General features: G+C 32.9%; 15 protein-coding genes. 1 reads left to right on the top strand and 14 read right to left on the bottom strand.

Annotation, left to right across the window (positions count from 1 at the left end):
• Positions 1-32 precede the first annotated feature (32 nt).
• The 6 genes from CN925_RS19855 to CN925_RS19830 all read right to left on the bottom strand — a co-directional run bounded on the left by CN925_RS19855 (position 33) and on the right by CN925_RS19830 (position 5,167).
• A complete protein-coding gene (locus CN925_RS19855) occupies positions 33-605 on the bottom strand; it encodes a sulfurtransferase TusA family protein (protein ID WP_098848531.1) in 573 nt (190 codons plus the stop codon).
• Positions 606-660: 55 nt separating this feature from the next.
• Positions 661-957: a rhodanese-like domain-containing protein gene (locus CN925_RS19850; RefSeq protein WP_098848530.1), complete on the bottom strand. Its 297-nt coding sequence runs from the start codon at positions 955-957 to the stop codon at positions 661-663.
• Positions 958-977: 20 nt separating this feature from the next.
• Positions 978-1,454 (bottom strand): DsrE/DsrF/DrsH-like family protein, encoded by a 477-nt coding sequence (locus tag CN925_RS19845; RefSeq protein ID WP_098848529.1) that lies wholly within the window; start codon positions 1,452-1,454, stop codon positions 978-980.
• A 125-nt stretch (positions 1,455-1,579) separates the two neighbouring features.
• On the bottom strand, positions 1,580-1,840 hold the full coding sequence (locus tag CN925_RS19840; RefSeq protein ID WP_098848528.1) for a metal-sensitive transcriptional regulator: 261 nt from the start codon (positions 1,838-1,840) through the stop codon (positions 1,580-1,582).
• A gap of 200 nt (positions 1,841-2,040) precedes the next feature.
• The gene (locus tag CN925_RS19835) at positions 2,041-3,516 is read right to left on the bottom strand and encodes an aminotransferase class V-fold PLP-dependent enzyme (RefSeq protein ID WP_098848527.1); all 1,476 of its coding nucleotides are present in this window, start codon (positions 3,514-3,516) and stop codon (positions 2,041-2,043) included.
• Between the two features lie 313 nt (positions 3,517-3,829).
• Entirely contained in the window at positions 3,830-5,167 is a 1,338-nt protein-coding gene (locus CN925_RS19830; protein WP_098848526.1) for a D-serine ammonia-lyase, read from the bottom strand.
• A 219-nt stretch (positions 5,168-5,386) separates the two neighbouring features.
• Here CN925_RS19830 and CN925_RS19825 point away from each other — a divergent pair, with 219 nt between their 5' ends.
• Positions 5,387-6,580, top strand: a complete 1,194-nt coding sequence (locus tag CN925_RS19825; RefSeq protein ID WP_098848525.1) for a chromate transporter — start codon at positions 5,387-5,389, stop codon at positions 6,578-6,580.
• Positions 6,581-6,696: 116 nt separating this feature from the next.
• Here CN925_RS19825 and CN925_RS19820 read toward each other — a convergent pair whose 3' ends face one another.
• From CN925_RS19820 to CN925_RS19785, 8 genes are all read right to left on the bottom strand, one after another.
• Positions 6,697-7,818: a glycerate kinase gene (locus tag CN925_RS19820; RefSeq protein ID WP_098848524.1), complete on the bottom strand. Its 1,122-nt coding sequence runs from the start codon at positions 7,816-7,818 to the stop codon at positions 6,697-6,699.
• 12 nt (positions 7,819-7,830) lie between these two features.
• Positions 7,831-10,053 (bottom strand): glycoside hydrolase family 65 protein, encoded by a 2,223-nt coding sequence (locus tag CN925_RS19815; RefSeq protein WP_098848523.1) that lies wholly within the window; start codon positions 10,051-10,053, stop codon positions 7,831-7,833.
• Complete coding sequence (locus CN925_RS19810) at positions 10,050-11,084, bottom strand: Gfo/Idh/MocA family protein (protein ID WP_098848559.1); 1,035 nt, start codon at positions 11,082-11,084, stop codon at positions 10,050-10,052. The genes CN925_RS19815 and CN925_RS19810 overlap by 4 nt, the downstream gene beginning before the upstream one ends.
• A gap of 16 nt (positions 11,085-11,100) precedes the next feature.
• Positions 11,101-11,895, bottom strand: coding sequence for a sugar phosphate isomerase/epimerase family protein (locus CN925_RS19805; protein WP_098848522.1), 795 nt, complete (start codon positions 11,893-11,895; stop codon positions 11,101-11,103).
• A 52-nt stretch (positions 11,896-11,947) separates the two neighbouring features.
• Entirely contained in the window at positions 11,948-13,006 is a 1,059-nt protein-coding gene (locus tag CN925_RS19800; protein ID WP_098848521.1) for a zinc-dependent alcohol dehydrogenase, read from the bottom strand.
• 34 nt (positions 13,007-13,040) lie between these two features.
• Positions 13,041-13,895, bottom strand: a complete 855-nt coding sequence (locus tag CN925_RS19795) for a carbohydrate ABC transporter permease (RefSeq protein ID WP_098848520.1) — start codon at positions 13,893-13,895, stop codon at positions 13,041-13,043.
• A complete protein-coding gene (locus tag CN925_RS19790; RefSeq protein WP_098848519.1) occupies positions 13,879-14,763 on the bottom strand; it encodes a carbohydrate ABC transporter permease in 885 nt (294 codons plus the stop codon). Before CN925_RS19790 ends, CN925_RS19795 begins: the two co-directional genes overlap by 17 nt.
• Before the next feature lie 166 nt (positions 14,764-14,929).
• Positions 14,930-16,216, bottom strand: coding sequence for an ABC transporter substrate-binding protein (locus tag CN925_RS19785; RefSeq protein WP_098848518.1), 1,287 nt, complete (start codon positions 16,214-16,216; stop codon positions 14,930-14,932).
• Positions 16,217-16,218: the final 2 nt, after the last annotated feature.

Below are 16,218 nucleotides of genomic sequence, written 5' to 3'. Positions count from 1 at the left end.
TATAGTATAAATTTTTTTCAAAAAAAATTAAATTAACCTTTTATGCTTGCTGTTTCAAAAGACCACTCAGACATTCCAGGTACAACATTAAATACGTTTGTAAAACCATTCGAAACTAGTAATTGAGCAGCAAGATCACTACGATTTCCTGTTCTGCAAACAATATATATTTCATGCTCTTTATTTAATTCTGTCATACGGTTCTCCAATTCACCTAAAGGGATCGATACCGCATTTGGTATATGATTAAATACAAATTCAGCTTCTTCTCTTACATCTAAAACAATTGTATTTTCGTCTTGTAGCTTTTGACTTAATTGATCGTTCGTAATGACGTTTTCAAATCTTTTTTCAATTGTATTTTCATCTGAAGATTTTCTTAAATAATGAAGTAATACTTCACCATTTTCGATTGTTCCTAAGTATTGATTTCCAGTGCTTTCCGCCCAAGCTTTAATATCTGCTTTTGAACCTTTGTCAGTTGCCTGAACCTCGATCACTTGCCCATTTTCTAATTCCTTCATTGCTTTTCTAGTCTTTACAATTGGCATTGGACAAGCTAATCCTTTTGCATCTAACTTCATATTTGTTTTAATGAACTCCATAGTATAACCTCCGCACTTAGAATACCACCAAGGGTATTTATTTGATCAAAAAAAATTAAACTACATTCCCTTCCCAAGAAAGCATTCCGCCTACCATATTTTTAACATTAAACCCTTGAGATTGAAGGAATTCTGTTGCACGGCCACTTCTAGCACCTGAACGACAAACCATAATATATTCCTTTGTTTTATCTAATTCATGTAATCGAAATTCGATTAATCCAAGTGGAATATGAATAGCTTCAGGGATTTTCCCAGCTGCAACTTCATCTACTTCACGAACATCGATAATCATTACGTCTTTCCCAGTTTTCAATTCATGTTCAAGCTCAATCGCACTAATTTCTTTCATGTTCTTCAAATCCTTTCTAATTAAATGAATAAATTAACCTGACCTTCTTCTGCTTCACCAATATAAGCTGCAACACCAGCATACTGAATATTTTCTAATAGCTCTTCTGTTTGTAGACCTAACAGATCCATTGTCATTGTACAAGCTACTAAATTTATGTCTTGTTCTTGGGCCATTTCAATTAATTGTGGTAAAGGCAAAGCATTATGCTTTTTAATAATATCCTTAATCATCTTTGGTCCAAAACCAGCAAAATTCATTTTAGAAAGTCCCATTTTATCAGCACCTCTAGGCATCATCTTTCCGAACATCTTTTCAATAAAACCTTTTTTTGTTGCAACATGTTCACCTTTTCGTAAAGCATTTAATCCCCAAAATGTATGAAAAATAGTTACTTCATGATCAAAAGCTGCTGCACCGTTCGCAATAATATAGGCGGCCATTGCTTTGTCATAATCTCCACTAAATAAAATGATATTTGTTTTCTTAGTTGCCATATTCCTTCTCCCCCTCGTTCTTTATACCCAATAGGGTATATTACGAAACAAAAAATATATTTTATATATACTATTACCCCTATGGGTATAGAATGTTGAAAATAAAAAATAGTGTCAAACACAATTTATCTACTTTTTACAAGTAAATTTACTGCTTCTTTCACTAAATCTTCAGCATCTTGCCCGTTTTCATTCGCATTTCGGACACAATCAACTAAGTTTGAGCTTACAATCACGCCAATCGTACGATCCAAAGCTGATTTAACTGCTGATAATTGAGTAATGACATCTTTACAATCTTTGTCTTCTTCCATCATTTTTAAAATCCCACGAATCTGTCCCTCAATTCGCTTTACTCTATTTTTTACTGGATCATCATATTTCATTAAATCACCCCTAACTTATAAAACCAAGCCTAACCATTATTCTAGAATATATGTGCAATATTCTTAATTAAAATATATACCCCTCAGGGTATATTGTCAATCATTTGATTTTATATGAATTAGACTTCTTTAAGGGAGTTAAAAGTGGACAAAAAAAGATCATCATAATGTGATCTTTTTTCACAGGCTACTTTGAGAATTTAAGATTTCACTGCCGTTTCAATCTCAAAATAAGTACCGACTTCCATAACTGCTTCGTCTTTATGAATAAAATCATTTTTCTCTTTTAAATAAATATAATCTTTAGACCATTCTCCAATGTTTTGAATAATGTCTCTTAAAGCATTAGTAAATATAACGACTTCTTCATTAGTAGTCGTTGGATGAACACTCATGCGAATCCATCCCGGCTTTACGCTAATATTACCATTATCGATTTCATCTGTTATTGCTTTAGACATTTCTCTTGTAATATTCAGTAGCATATGACCATAAGTACCCGCACATGAACAACCACCTCGTACTTGAATTCCGTAGCGATCATTTAATAATCTAACGACTAAATTATGATGAATATCTTTTAAATAAAAAGAATAAAAACCTAACCGTGGATTACTAGAATCTTCAAGTAACACTACATTTTCAATTGTTCTGAGCTCATCTAATACGATGTGTGCCAATTCTTCTTCACGATTTAATATATTCGCTGTTCCCATTGCATTTTTTACTTTAATTGCAAGAGCTGTTCTAATCGTTTGCAGAAATCCTGGCGTACCTCCATCTTCTCTTTCACGAATATTGTTAATGTATTTTTTCTCTCCCCACGGATTTGTCCATTCAACAGTTCCCCCGCCTGGATGATCTGGTATTTTATTTTGGTACATTGACGAATCAAATATTAAAACTCCACTGCTACCTGGTCCTCCTAAAAACTTGTGTGGTGAAAACAGAATGGCATCAAGTTTTTCCATCGGATCACTAGGATGCATATCGATGTCAACATATGGTGCAGAAGCTGAGAAATCCACAAAACAAACGCCATTATATTCATGCATAAGTCTAGCTAGCTTATGATAAGGTGTAATTAATCCAGATACATTGGAACAAGCACTAAAGGATCCAATCAATTTTCGTTTATTTTTATAAAACTCAAGTCGATTTCTTAAATAGTTTAAATCGACGACATGATTAGTACAATTAGGTACAACTTCTACATCACAAATCGTTTCCAACCACGAAGTATGATTGCTATGATGCTCCATACTTGTTATAAAAACAACTGGTCTTTCTTCCTCAGGTATACTTAAACGAAAATGGAAATTTTCATGTATTTTTAGCCCTAAAATTCGTTGAAACTTATTCATAACGCCAGTCATTCCTGATCCATCTGTTATGATTGTGTCGGAAGCGCTTGCATTAACATGTTCTTTTATGATCTGTAATGCTTCATGATAACAATTCGTCATCGTACTTCCAGTTATATTTGATTCCGTATGCGTATTTGCAACATAAGGCCCAAAAGTAGAAAGCAATTTTTCTTCAACAGGTCCATATAACCTACCACTAGCAGCCCAATCTAAATAAATAATTTTCTTTTCACCAAATGGCGATAAGAATGTTTTTTCATTTCCAATAATCTCTTTTCTAAATTGTGAAAAATACTTTTCTAAATTCAATTTTATCGCTCCTAATGAGAATATGTTTTGTGCTTTTTAATCGGATGCTCTGTTTAAGTTGATTTAGATAAAACCGAGTATTCCAATACCCTAATGGGTATTATACAAAATGCACTGAAGCCAGTCCGTTCATGACGGAATGGCTTTTTATAGTAATTTAACAATTTTTAAACAGAACCAATTAAAAAGAAAATATCTTGCGTCAAAATCTAAATAGAAAACTTATTTACATATACAAATATATGTCATATTATTCTGCATTAAAAGAATTTTTTCACTTTTTAACGAATAATAAAATTTTGCATTATTTATTTTATTTAAAAAGAGAGCCTTTTTGATAGTACTCTTTCATCATTTTTTCCGGGACCATACTACCACCTGTCCCCCAAATGACATGGGTACTATTTTCCATTTTTTTTAATAAATTATTTTTTAACAAATAATTTTGACCTTCTTTAAATAATTTAATCGGGCCAATCATACCTGCTAGTGCTGACGGTTCTAAATACAGATCCTCAAAATCTACTAAATCTTTTAACATCGTATATAGTTTTTCATCACAAATTGTATAGCTACCGCTTAAAAAAGGCTCAATAATTTTTCCTACAAAGCCAGATGGTCTCCCTACAGCTAATCCATCTGCATCCGTTTTATTATCAATACCAAAGTCTTGTACAGAAACTTGATCGTGAAGTCCTGTCATTAATCCAATCAACATACAAGGAGAATGAGTTGGCTCGGCAAAAAAGACATGAACATTATCTTTAAATAATAGTTTTAATCCAAATGCGACACCACCAGGTCCTCCTCCAACACCGCAAGGTAAATAGACAAATAATGGGTGGTTTTCATCAATAGTAATGTCTAATTCATCAAACTGCTTTTTTAAACGTGAAGCTGCTACTGCATAACCTAAAAATAAATCTTTTGAATTCTCATCGTCTACAAAATAACAATTTGGATCTGCTTTGGCTTGAATTCGTCCTTCTTCTACTGCCTTACTATAATCCGCCTCGTACTCAATAACATTTACGTTTTTACTTCTAAGCAAGTCTTTTTTCCATTGCTTTGCATCTGCTGACATATGTACTGTTACTTTAAAACCTAACTTTGCACTAATAATGCCAATGCTCAAACCTAAATTACCTGTAGACCCTACAGCAATTGAGTAGTTAGAGAAAAAATCTCTAAAAATATCACTATCTATTTTTGAGTAATCATCTTCAATCGTTAATAGTTGATGCTTTATAGCTAGACTTTCAGCATGCTTTAATATTTCATAAATGCCACCTCTTGCTTTAATTGAGCCTGATATCGGTAAATGACTATCACATTTTAAAAATAATTCTCCTAATATAGTTTGTTGGAAATCTTTTTCTAACGATTGTTTCATAGAAGGAATTTGTACTAAAGGCGACTCAATCATGCCATTTGTATCTTTTGTTTCCGGAAAAACCTTTGAAATATATGGGGCAAACCTTTTTAATCGTTCATCTGCGTCGTTTACATCATCTTGAGTAAGAGGTGATTTTTTAATTGCTTTTTGAAACGTCTCAAAATTTGGATTGAACCAAAGATATTCCTCTAATTTAATAAGTTTTTTTAACAATGGATAATTTTCTATATATGACTGTATATCAATTCTTTCCATCTCTATTTTTCTCCTTACTTTATTCAGTTTATTTAAAGTTTAACAGATATTATGCCAATGCCTGTAACTTTGTTTATGAATTAGAAAGTTGTATCTTTTTCAAATAAATAGTATAGAATAGCCTCGATTGTTAATCTTTTCTATATTTTCTTCAGAAGTCATTGGTTTATCAGTGGATTTACCCTATACTATTTCCATGTATAAATTGTTGGAGGAAATATGAATTCTAATCATAAAAATAATAGGTTATATCTATTGTTAGAAATACTTATGGTATCTACTAAACTGGGCTTAACTTCTTTTGGTGGACCGATTGCACATTTAGGTTATTTTCATGAAGAATATGTAAGAAGGAAAAAGTGGATTGATGACCAAAACTATGCTGACTTAGTAGCTTTGTCACAATTTTTACCTGGACCGGCAAGTAGCCAAGTTGGCATTGGTATTGGCGTAATGCGTGCAGGAGTCTTAGGTGGCATTGTTTCATTTATTGGATTTACATTACCATCAGTAATTGTACTTATATTATTTGCATCATTACTACAAGACATAGATATAAAAAACTCCGGTTGGATCCATGGATTAAAATTGGTTGCGGTGCCGATTGTTGCACAAGCTATTTTAGGCATGGTGAAGAACTTGACCCCTGATTTAAAAAGGAAAGCTCTTGCTTTGTTTGCGATGATGGCTACACTAATATGGCAAACGACATTCACTCAAATTGCTGTCATTTTAATTTCTTCAATTGTAGGATATTTTCTATATCAGGATAATGAAAATAATGATAAAACTACATTAATTACGAATATATCAAAAAAGATTTCAATCTTTTGTTTAGCTTTATTTTTTTTATTATTAGTTTTATTACCTTTATTTAGTTCATTTACATCGTCAATATGGATTTCTATATTTGATAGTTTTTACAGAGCAGGATCAATGGTATTTGGTGGAGGTCATGTTGTTCTCCCTTTACTTGAACGTGAGTTTGTTCCTACTGGATGGCTAAGCAAAGAAACATTTTTGGCTGGATATGGTGTCACGCAGGCTGTACCTGGACCATTATTTACATTTGCAGCCTATTTAGGAACTATAATGGTGGGCTTTCGAGGAGGTATTATTGCAACGATTGCCATCTTTTTACCTGCTTTCCTACTTATTATAGGTACTCTCCCATTTTGGTCTAGTATGCGTCGTAGTTCGAAATTAAGGAGAGCTTTATTAGGCATAAACGCCGCAGTAGTTGGAATCTTAATTTCAGCTTTTTTTAATCCAATATGGATCAGCTCTGTTTTTTCTATTTTTGACTTACTAATCGTAGCAATCTTATTTAGTATGTTAGTAATTATAAAATTACCACCATGGATTATTGTACTTGTAGGAGCAATTAGTGGGGAAATTTTATCTAGAATATAATTTTAATTTGGTTTATATCGATTTGTTCAAACTATAGGAGAATAACTCGAATAGAAGAGCAAAACCAATAAAAAAGCAGAAAACTCATACATGTTTTTCTGCTTTTTTATTTTCAATTATTTTATTAATACAGCAATATTTCTTGCAGTTCTTTCAATATTATCAAATGCGTTTTTCATTACATCTTCAATTGGTAAGATTGCAGGAATCGTAGGAAAAATAGCATCGATTCCATGTTTATACAATTCCTCTATCCCCTTACCAATACTACCACAAATTGCAATTACTTTTGCATTAGATGGAGCACAAGATGCCGCTCCAACAGGTGCTTTACCATAAATTGTTTGACCATCCATTCTGCCTTCTCCTACAATTACGATGTCAGCATCTTTACATATTTCTTTAACATTTAATTGTTCAAGAACGAGTTCAATCCCTTTTTTTATTGAAGCATTTGCGAATAACATTAAGCCTGCACCCATGCCACCACCAGCTCCACTACCGGGGATCTCTGAGACGGATTTATTTAGATAATGCTCAGTAATCTGATAGAAATTTCCCATTGCTTCATCCACTATAGCTAATTGATCCACAGATAGCCCTTTTTGTGTTCCAAATATATATGTTGCTCCATTTCTACCAATCAATGGATTAACAACATCTGCTGCAATAGTGATTTTCACTTTATCTAATAGTGGCGACTTGTTTTCATCAGACATTGAAGCTACTTTTAGTAATGCCTCACCATTGCATTTAATTTCCCTACCGTTTTGATCGAAGAATTGGTAACCTAACGCTTGAGCCATACCAATCCCACCATCATTTGTTGAGCTACCTCCAACACCAACGATCAGCTCAGAAACTCCACGCTCAATAGCATAAAGAATCAATTCGCCAACACCAAAGGAAGTAGTTTGTAACGGATCACGTTTTTCAATTGGTACAAGATGTAAGCCACAAGCTTCAGCCATTTCTATAAAAGCTGTTTTATTATCCTTAGAAAATGCGATTTTAGCCCGAACCGTTTCATTAAGAGGACCTATTACATTAATGGTTTCTACCTCTCCACCATTTGATGCGATTAAAGCTTGAACAGTGCCCTCCCCTCCGTCGGCTAAAGGTAATAAATGATACTCTGCATTCGGGAATACAGAATGAAAGCCATTATATATGGCATTAGCTACATTCGTTGCATCCAAGCTTTCTTTAAAGGAATCAGGTAATATAACTACTTTCATTTGTCCACCTCTTTAAAGTGATGCGATAATTTGATCTGTTAAGTTAAATAATTTTCCATTAATTTCGATTGAAACTTCTGTATCAGTTTGTTTTGTCACCGTTACAGATTCATTCGTTATTGTAATCACAAGATTTGTACCTTGCCAATTGAAGGGGAATGAAAGTTTGTCCCAATTTTTAGGTAAGTTGGGATTAATCTTTAACTTTTTATCTTCCACAGTTATGTTTGCAAAACCAAAGATTGTTGCTAACCAATTCGCACCAAGTGATGCTGCATGAATTCCTTCATCTGATGACTTCGGATTAGGTCCTAAATCGATTAAACAAGCTTCTTGAAAAAGTCGATAAGCATTTTCTTTTTCGCCACATCTTGCAGCAACAATTGCATGAATCGCTTTACTAAGTGATGAATCATGAATTGTATGTTCCTCATAATAATGCAAATTCTTTTTGACTACATCTTCTTCAAATAAATTTGGGAATAGATATAATAACATAACTACATCAGCCTGTTTTAAAATCTGCATCTCATTTACTTCTTGTCGAGAATAATCAAAGAGTATTGCCTGGCTACCTTGTGTCTGTTTATAAGTTGATAAATCAATCTCAGGTTTTGTTAAAAATGTATCATCCTGTGGAATAATCTTGTCTTCGTTTGGTTGTGGTAAGTAAAGTCGGTTTAAAAAATCATTTCCGCTCTTAAATAGGTCTTGTTCGATCTTATTATATTTTTCCATATAATATAATGCTTGTTGAACATTATAATAAGCCATATAGTTCGTATAAGCATTGTTGTTAATATGTTCTGTATATTCGTCAGGTCCAATTACGTCATTAATTGAAAGTACTTCATTTTCATCAGTCGTACGACTTATCCAAAATCTTGCAGTTTCCTTTAACAATTCTAAACCTTCATTTGCCATAAATTCTTCATCAATTGTATTTTCATAGTATTGGCATACAGCAAAAGCGATGTCTGCTACAATATGATGCTCAGCTATAGCTGAAGCAACCTTTTGTCGGGTACCAGTTAATATATTAATAGCTGCATATTCAGGAGTTTCCTCCATTCCAGAGTATGCACTTTCCCAAGGGAAAAGAGCACCCGCATAACCATTTTTAGTAGCCTTATCTTTTGCTTCTTTTATATGAAGATATCGATATGTTAATAATTTTCTTGCTACTTCCGGTTCAGTAAATAAATGAAAAGGTGCAATAAAAATTTCTGTATCCCAAAACACATGTCCTTTATAGCCTTCACCAGTTAAACCTTTTGCTCCAACACTAAACCTTTCATCATGAGATGGTGTCATTATTTCAATATGGTAAAGTGAAAAGTCTATTGCGATTTGGTCGATCTCTTCCTTTGAAGAAATACTAACACGCTTTTGTTCCCAAAAATGATGCCACTTAATAGCTGAACTCTCTAGTAGACGCTCGTAGCCAGTTGATAAATTTTCTTGAACGGCCTGAATACTAGCTTGTGCAGGCGCTTCTTCTACTCTATCAATTGATGTATAGATTGCACTTATTTTTTCTAATTCGAACGGCTGATCAACAGTTATATCTTGTTTAATGATTGCCATAAGTTGACGGTTCTTTGCTACAAAAGAAACATCACTTGTACTAGATACATTACATGATGTTGCTAATGAGATTGTATGATTACTTTCAGTCGTTCTATATACAGCATGCATTATTTTTTTATCGATCACACGAATGTTTTCTTCTAAAAGATGTTGTTTTCCAAAATTTGATGTCTGTGCATCAATACCAGTTTTTATTCTAATTGATGCATCACAATCCAAACTATTCACAGTAATTTTAGACGCAAGTAAATGTAAATTATCTTTTGAAACAAATCGTTGAAATTTTAGAAAAAATCGATTACCACTTTTGTTTTTCCATACGACCTCTCTAGTTAACTCACCTTTTTGCATATTTAAAATTCGTTCATAAGAAAGTATTTCACCTGTAAGAACTGAAAAAATTTCACCATTTATTTCAATTTTCATACCAATTATATCTGGTAAATTTACGATTTCTGTAACATCATTTGAAGTGAATTTATTATATATCCCCGCTACGTACATTCCTCGAGTTTGTTCCGAATAATATTCCTCATGACTCGCTCGTAAACCTAAATAGCCATTTCCTAAAGCCATAATCGTTGCGTATTTATTGATAGTTTGTAAATCAAATTGCGTTTCGTTAATTACATTTACTTCATTCATAAAGATATACTCTCACCTTTTTCAGCTGATTGATAGATCGCTTCTACAAGTTGTTGGATAGCATAACCTTGTTCTCCATCTGCTAACATGACATTCTCCCCTAAGCAACGATTAACAAAAGCAGCCATGCTTTTCGAATGACGGTCAGGATCAGCCTCTTCTCTCTTTAAAAGAGTTACAAGCTCTCCTTTTTCATCTGTATAGATTTCGGCTGGAAACATCAATGCACCAGCTTGATCTCCACAAATTTCTACATTCATTTCTGATTTTTCTTTTATATTCAATGCAAAGGATGTTTCTAACTGAATTAAGCAACCATTCTCTAATTCAATATAAGAAAATAAGGAATCTTCTACTTCAAATTTTGAAGGATCCCATTTACCAAATGCACCTTCATCTTTTTTGTGACCAATTTTCTTAAACATTTTTGCTGTTACTTTTTTAACTTTTGGATAGTCCAAAACATGTAGTGCAGTATCAAGCATATGGATTCCTAAATCGATTAGTGGCCCACCACCTTGGATCTCTTTATTCGTAAAGTTACCCCAACCCGGAATTCCATTTCGTCTTAAAGCTTTTACTTTAACAAAATAAATCTCACCTAATAAACCTTGCTCTATTTTTTCTTTTACAATCGATACATCATCCGCAAATCGATGATGAAAATCAAAGGCAAGTATACGTCCCTTCGCTAAAGCTGTTTCATACATCTTTCTAGCATCTTCAGCTAAGATTGCAGGTGGTTTTTCACAAAAAACATCACAATTATTTTCTAATGCTTGCATAACACTCTCAAAATGATATTTATTTGGAGTACAGATACTAACAATTTCAGGACTTTCTTTTGCATACATTTCAGTAGCATCAGTGTAATAGTTAGGAATATTATTACGTTCTGCAAAGTTTCTTAGTGATTCCTCATTTACACCTACCACTGCAACAACTTCTAAATCATCTCTAGTTTTATAGTAAGCAACGTGAACTTTTTCAGCTATTTGTCCCCCGCCAATAATAGCTACTCTCTTCTTAATCACAATGCTACTCCTTTCAACTTAAAGCTTCTTTTATATGATGAAATGCTTTAATATATTCATCCTCTAAGTTAATTCCACGAATACGACACTCAAATGTTAAATAACCATCATAGCCATCATTCTTTAATTGCTCAAAGTGCTTTTTAAAATCTAATGATCCACTACCAGGTTGGAAACGGTGATTATCTGCAATGTGTATATGTTTAACTAAATCACGATTATTGTGAAGTGCTTCTGATAGATCATCTTCTTCAATATTCATGTGATAAAAGTCAGCAATTATTTTCACATTTTTAAACTGATTATCTTCAATATATTTACGTGCATCAGCTAAAGTATTAATCATATGATCCTGATAACGGTTTAATGGTTCTAAATAAATTGTAGTTCCCGTTTCACCTGCTACTTTATCTAAAAATATTAGTGATTCAGTAACAGCTTTTCGATCTCCCTCCATACTTCTTGGTGAAGTCATAGGTGGTAATCGGAATGTAAACATCCCCCATGCTGCCGGTACTACAATCCCTTTTCCTCCAACCTCTTTTAAAGCTTTTAAAATTTCTTCAATATCTGCCAACCCTTTTAATCGACGCTCTTCAATAAAGTCACCAATCCATCCATAATAACCACCACAAGCTGTAGTTACAGGTAAACCAGTCTCTTTTATTGCTTCTTTAACCTCATCTAAATGATCAACTAAATATTTACCATCGATTTCAAAACCTTCAAATCCAATTTCTTTTAAATAGTTAAATTTTTCCTTAATGTTTTCTGGGAAAAATGCTTGATTTTGTGTTCCAATTTTCATTCTTATTCACTCCTAGATAGAGGGGAGTGCTAAATACTCCCATAACATTTTTTTACTTATTAAATTGAACACCCATCTTAATACTTAGTTCAGGTTTTTGGTCAACAAATTCCATATATGATTCTGCAACTTCATTAAATGAAACAACAGGTTCAATTAAATCTTCACAATTTAAATACCCGTTCATTAATAATTCCCAACAAGTATTTTCGATACGTTTACGTGACCAACGTGGATAGTCTGGGTTTGGTTCACTACTGCCTCGTGAAAATACAATCTTTGCATTGTTAAAATGAGCTTCACGGCCAAGGTTAAATCCTTCCGGGAATGGTTTAGCAAATGCGATATAAGAAATTGTTCCACCGTATGCAATTCCTCTTAACGCAGCTTGAAGTGCACTTGAAACGCCACTAGTTTCAATAATTGAATCTGCACCTAATTTATTTGTTATTTTTTTAATTTCGTATCCTAAATCGCATGCTGTTGGGTCAAAGCAATAGTCAGCTCCATTTTTTAAAGCGATATCACATCTATGACTTATCGGATCTACACCAATTACAATACTAGCACCAGCTTTCTTTGCTAATTGAATTGCAATTTGTCCAATCGCTCCTAAACCGACAACTACTACATAATCACCCGCTCTAACATTTGCATCTCTAACACCGCTCATTGCAAATTGTGCTGGGTCATAATAAACTGCATTCTTCCATGAAGAACCTTCTGGCATTTTACGTAATTTATAGTTATCTACAGCATTAACGATTACGGTTTCCATAATCGGACCATAAGTACAAACTTGATCACCTAATTTATACTCAGTTACTTCATTGCCAATTTCACAAATACTACCTACAACCATATTTCCTAATTGAAATTCACCAAATACGATTCCACGTGCAGAACCTTCTTCACGTGGCATAAACATTTTCCACTCTTCATTGAACTCCTCATCAATAAATGGGCTAAGTCCTCTAAAATCAACTACTTCCGTACCGTGTTTTGGTGAAGCAAATTCTACTTTAATTTTTACTTCATTTGGTTGTACTGGGCGATCTACGTACTCGACTAATGCTGCAACTCTTGGTTCAACTGCTACTAATTTTTTCATTTCATTTCATCCTTTCAGTAAAAAATGTTTCGAATTAACCTTTTACTCCACCTTCAGTTAAGTTCCCTTTAATAAAGTGTTCAGATATTGCATACATAACAACAACTGGTAAGGCAGTAACCAAAGATGCTGCCATCATACGACCCCACACATAATCTGGTGTACTAAATAAAGTGTTTAAACCGATTGGTAACGTAAAGTTTTCTGAACTTGATAAGAAAATAGATGCAAATAAGTAATCATTCCATGCAATCATAAATGCATAGACAAAAACTGATACGATTCCCGATATTGATAAAGGAATAATAATATAGAAGATTATTTTCAAACGACTTAGGCCATCGATCATAGCCGCTTCTTCTAAATCTTCAGGAATTGTATCGAAATAACTCCTTAACATAAATATCGCTGTTGGAAGAGTTTGCACAATCATTGTAATGATCAATGCCATTTTTGTATCATATAAGCCAAAGCCAGAAATTATTTTGAATAAAGGTACTACTAATAAAATCCCTGAAAACATATATACAGTGTAAAAACTAGCATTAATTGTAACTCTTCCCTTAAATTTGAGTTTTGATAATGCATAAGCTCCTAATATTCCAAGTACAACTGATAATGAAGCTGCTATTAATGAAACGATCAAACTATTTTTAAAATAGTTTAAATATGGAAAAATTGTCGGGTTAAAAATGTCAATATAATGTTGGAAAGTCCATACATGTGGCAATAATGTCGGATTTGTTGCAATTGCTTCTTTTGAACTTTTTAATGACGTCATTAGCATAATAAAGAATGGAAATAACATGATTCCTAGTATTAGAATCAGTACTACATAGAAACCAGTTTTCTTTATAATTTTATTTCTTTTGTTACTTACTGCTGCCATTTAAGTTCACCCTCTTTCTTGATACGATAATAACAATGAATAATATGATGAATAAGATTACTGAAATTGACGATGCTTTTCCTAGATTATTGAAAGCAAACGCAGTTTCGTATAAATAAATACCTAAAATATTTACTTTGTTTGTTAATAAATAAACATCTGTAAACATGTAGAACATCCAAATAAATCGTAAAGTTACAACCGTTAGTAAAACCGGCATAATCGCTGGTAAAGTTACAACTTTAAACTTTTGCCAAAGTGAAGCCCCATCAATATCTGCAGCTTCGTATAAAGTTTTATCAATCGTTTGCAAGATTGCTAAAAACGAAATAAATGCATAAGGGAAATACTTCCAAATCGCAAAAACTACTACAACTATAAAACTACTAACTGGATTGTCAAACCATAACGGTGCACTTTTAAATAAATGGAAAACATCCGTTCCTAAGTAATTAATAACCCCATATGAGTTATTAAACATATATTTCCAAGCAAAAACTAATGAAATAGATGGCGTTACATAAGATAAGATAATTAAAGAACGAGCTGTTTTACGGAACTTAAATGGTCGATTAAAGAATAATGCAACACCTAGACCAACGATCGTACTACCAACTACAGTTAATACTGTATATAAAATGGTAATTCCTAAAGATTTATAAAACTCAATATCTTTAATAACATCCGTGTAGTGAGATAGACCAACAAACTTAGCTGGTAATCTAGGGTTAATTGGCTGATCAAAGAAACTTATTTTAATATTAGATAACATCGGATAAGCAACTAGTAATAATAGAAGGAAAATACTTGGTAAAAGTAGTATCATGGCTAGTTTTATATCAGATTTTTTTCGGACAATCGGTTTCATACTACCTCCTAAAAAACAATCTACTCTCTCATTTGATAGATTGGTGATAAAGAAAAGTTGTTTAAAAAGCAACTTAGCTTGCTTTTCAAGCGTTCGTTCTTTCTAAACAACTTTCAGTAATTAAGAAATCAAATAATTAATACTTGATAAATTGAATTAAAAGTAATTATTTTATTACGCCTTTTAATTTTTCTCCTGCTTCTTTAATAGCAGAATTTACGCTTTTTCCACCAACAGTCACTTCATTAATTAACTTAGCAACTGCACCTGAACTTGTAACATCACCCATTTTTAAGAAGTTCTTGTTATCAACAAGACCGAATACCTGAATGTTTTCAAACGCACTTGCGATTTCAGTTGAAAGCTCACCAAATGAATTGACAACTTCATTTTCTTTATATTCTTTGCTTTCTGTTACTTCTTTATTTACTGGTTGAGATCCACCTGGAGACATTAATACCAACTTCGTATTATTTTCAGGTTTTGCCATAAACTCTACTAATTTTTCTGCTGCAGCTTTTTGGTCATCTTCTAAACCAGAAGAAATCGTGTAAGCTGATACTGTTCCATAAACTGCTTTTGTTTTTTCATTTGGAATTACAAATCCAATATTGTTTGTTTTGCCTTCTTCATAGACTGAAGGAAGAATATAAGTCGAATAAACAGCCATTGGAGCAGATCCATTCATGAAAGCATCTTTTACTTCTGTAACATCATTGGAACCTGGCATTGTATATTTTGATAATTCTTTATAGTAGTTTAAAGCTTCTTTCATTTCAGGTGTATTAAGTGTTAAATCACCTTTGCTATCGAACATATTAGCATTGTTTGATAAAGCGAATTGTGAAAAGGCTTGTTCAGAAAAACCACCTTCTACAGTTGGAATTGCAATACCGTATTTTTTATTTCCACTATTTGTAAATGCTTTTGCAATCTTTAAAACATCATCCCAGTTGTTAGGTTCAGCGAATCCTTTGTCGGCAAGCAATTGCTTGTTATACCAAATTCCTTGTACCCAACCACTAATCGGAACACCTGTATAATTTTTGCCGTCCTCAGTTTTTAAAAGCTTTAACGCACCTTCATAATACTTATCTTCCCCAACTTTAGAAATAATTGATTTAACTGCATCTTTATCAATTAATTCGTCCTTGTCCATAACTTTTGCATAGTCTTGTCCAACTTCAATTACTGCTGGAAGTTTACCAGAACTTGCTAACGTTACAACTTTTGTATTATAAGCATCTTCCTCAACTGGAACTTGCTTTACTTTAATAGTTGGATTTGCTTTTTCAAATTTTGAAATTAAGTCTGTGATAACTGCTAATCTTTCTTGTTCAACAGAAGAATGCATAAATTCGATCGTTACTTTGCCATTCTCTTTTTTACCACCACAAGCTGTTAATCCAACAGCTAACATTAAAACCAAGAATATACTTAGAAATTTCTTCATTA

It is taken from the genome of Bacillus sp. AFS055030 (assembly GCF_002574545.1).
In the GTDB taxonomy this organism is placed as follows: Bacteria; Bacillota; Bacilli; order Bacillales; family Bacillaceae_G; genus Gottfriedia.
Note: the sequence above shows the minus strand (reverse complement) of the source record. Positions and strands in the feature narration are given on the sequence as shown.

Coding starts and splice junctions, on each gene's coding strand:
- CN925_RS19785 (WP_098848518.1), bottom strand. CDS start 16,216: ATGAAGAAATTTCTAAGTATATTCTTGGTTTTAATGTTAGCTGTTGGA.
- CN925_RS19800 (WP_098848521.1), bottom strand. CDS start 13,006: ATGAAAAAATTAGTAGCAGTTGAACCAAGAGTTGCAGCATTAGTCGAG.
- CN925_RS19840 (WP_098848528.1), bottom strand. CDS start 1,840: ATGAAATATGATGATCCAGTAAAAAATAGAGTAAAGCGAATTGAGGGA.
- CN925_RS19820 (WP_098848524.1), bottom strand. CDS start 7,818: ATGAAAGTAGTTATATTACCTGATTCCTTTAAAGAAAGCTTGGATGCA.
- CN925_RS19790 (WP_098848519.1), bottom strand. CDS start 14,763: ATGAAACCGATTGTCCGAAAAAAATCTGATATAAAACTAGCCATGATA.
- CN925_RS19795 (WP_098848520.1), bottom strand. CDS start 13,895: ATGGCAGCAGTAAGTAACAAAAGAAATAAAATTATAAAGAAAACTGGT.
- CN925_RS19825 (WP_098848525.1), top strand. CDS start 5,387: ATGAATTCTAATCATAAAAATAATAGGTTATATCTATTGTTAGAAATA.
- CN925_RS19815 (WP_098848523.1), bottom strand. CDS start 10,053: ATGAATGAAGTAAATGTAATTAACGAAACGCAATTTGATTTACAAACT.
- CN925_RS19845 (WP_098848529.1), bottom strand. CDS start 1,454: ATGGCAACTAAGAAAACAAATATCATTTTATTTAGTGGAGATTATGAC.
- CN925_RS19850 (WP_098848530.1), bottom strand. CDS start 957: ATGAAAGAAATTAGTGCGATTGAGCTTGAACATGAATTGAAAACTGGG.
- CN925_RS19855 (WP_098848531.1), bottom strand. CDS start 605: ATGGAGTTCATTAAAACAAATATGAAGTTAGATGCAAAAGGATTAGCT.
- CN925_RS19805 (WP_098848522.1), bottom strand. CDS start 11,895: ATGAAAATTGGAACACAAAATCAAGCATTTTTCCCAGAAAACATTAAG.
- CN925_RS19830 (WP_098848526.1), bottom strand. CDS start 5,167: ATGGAAAGAATTGATATACAGTCATATATAGAAAATTATCCATTGTTA.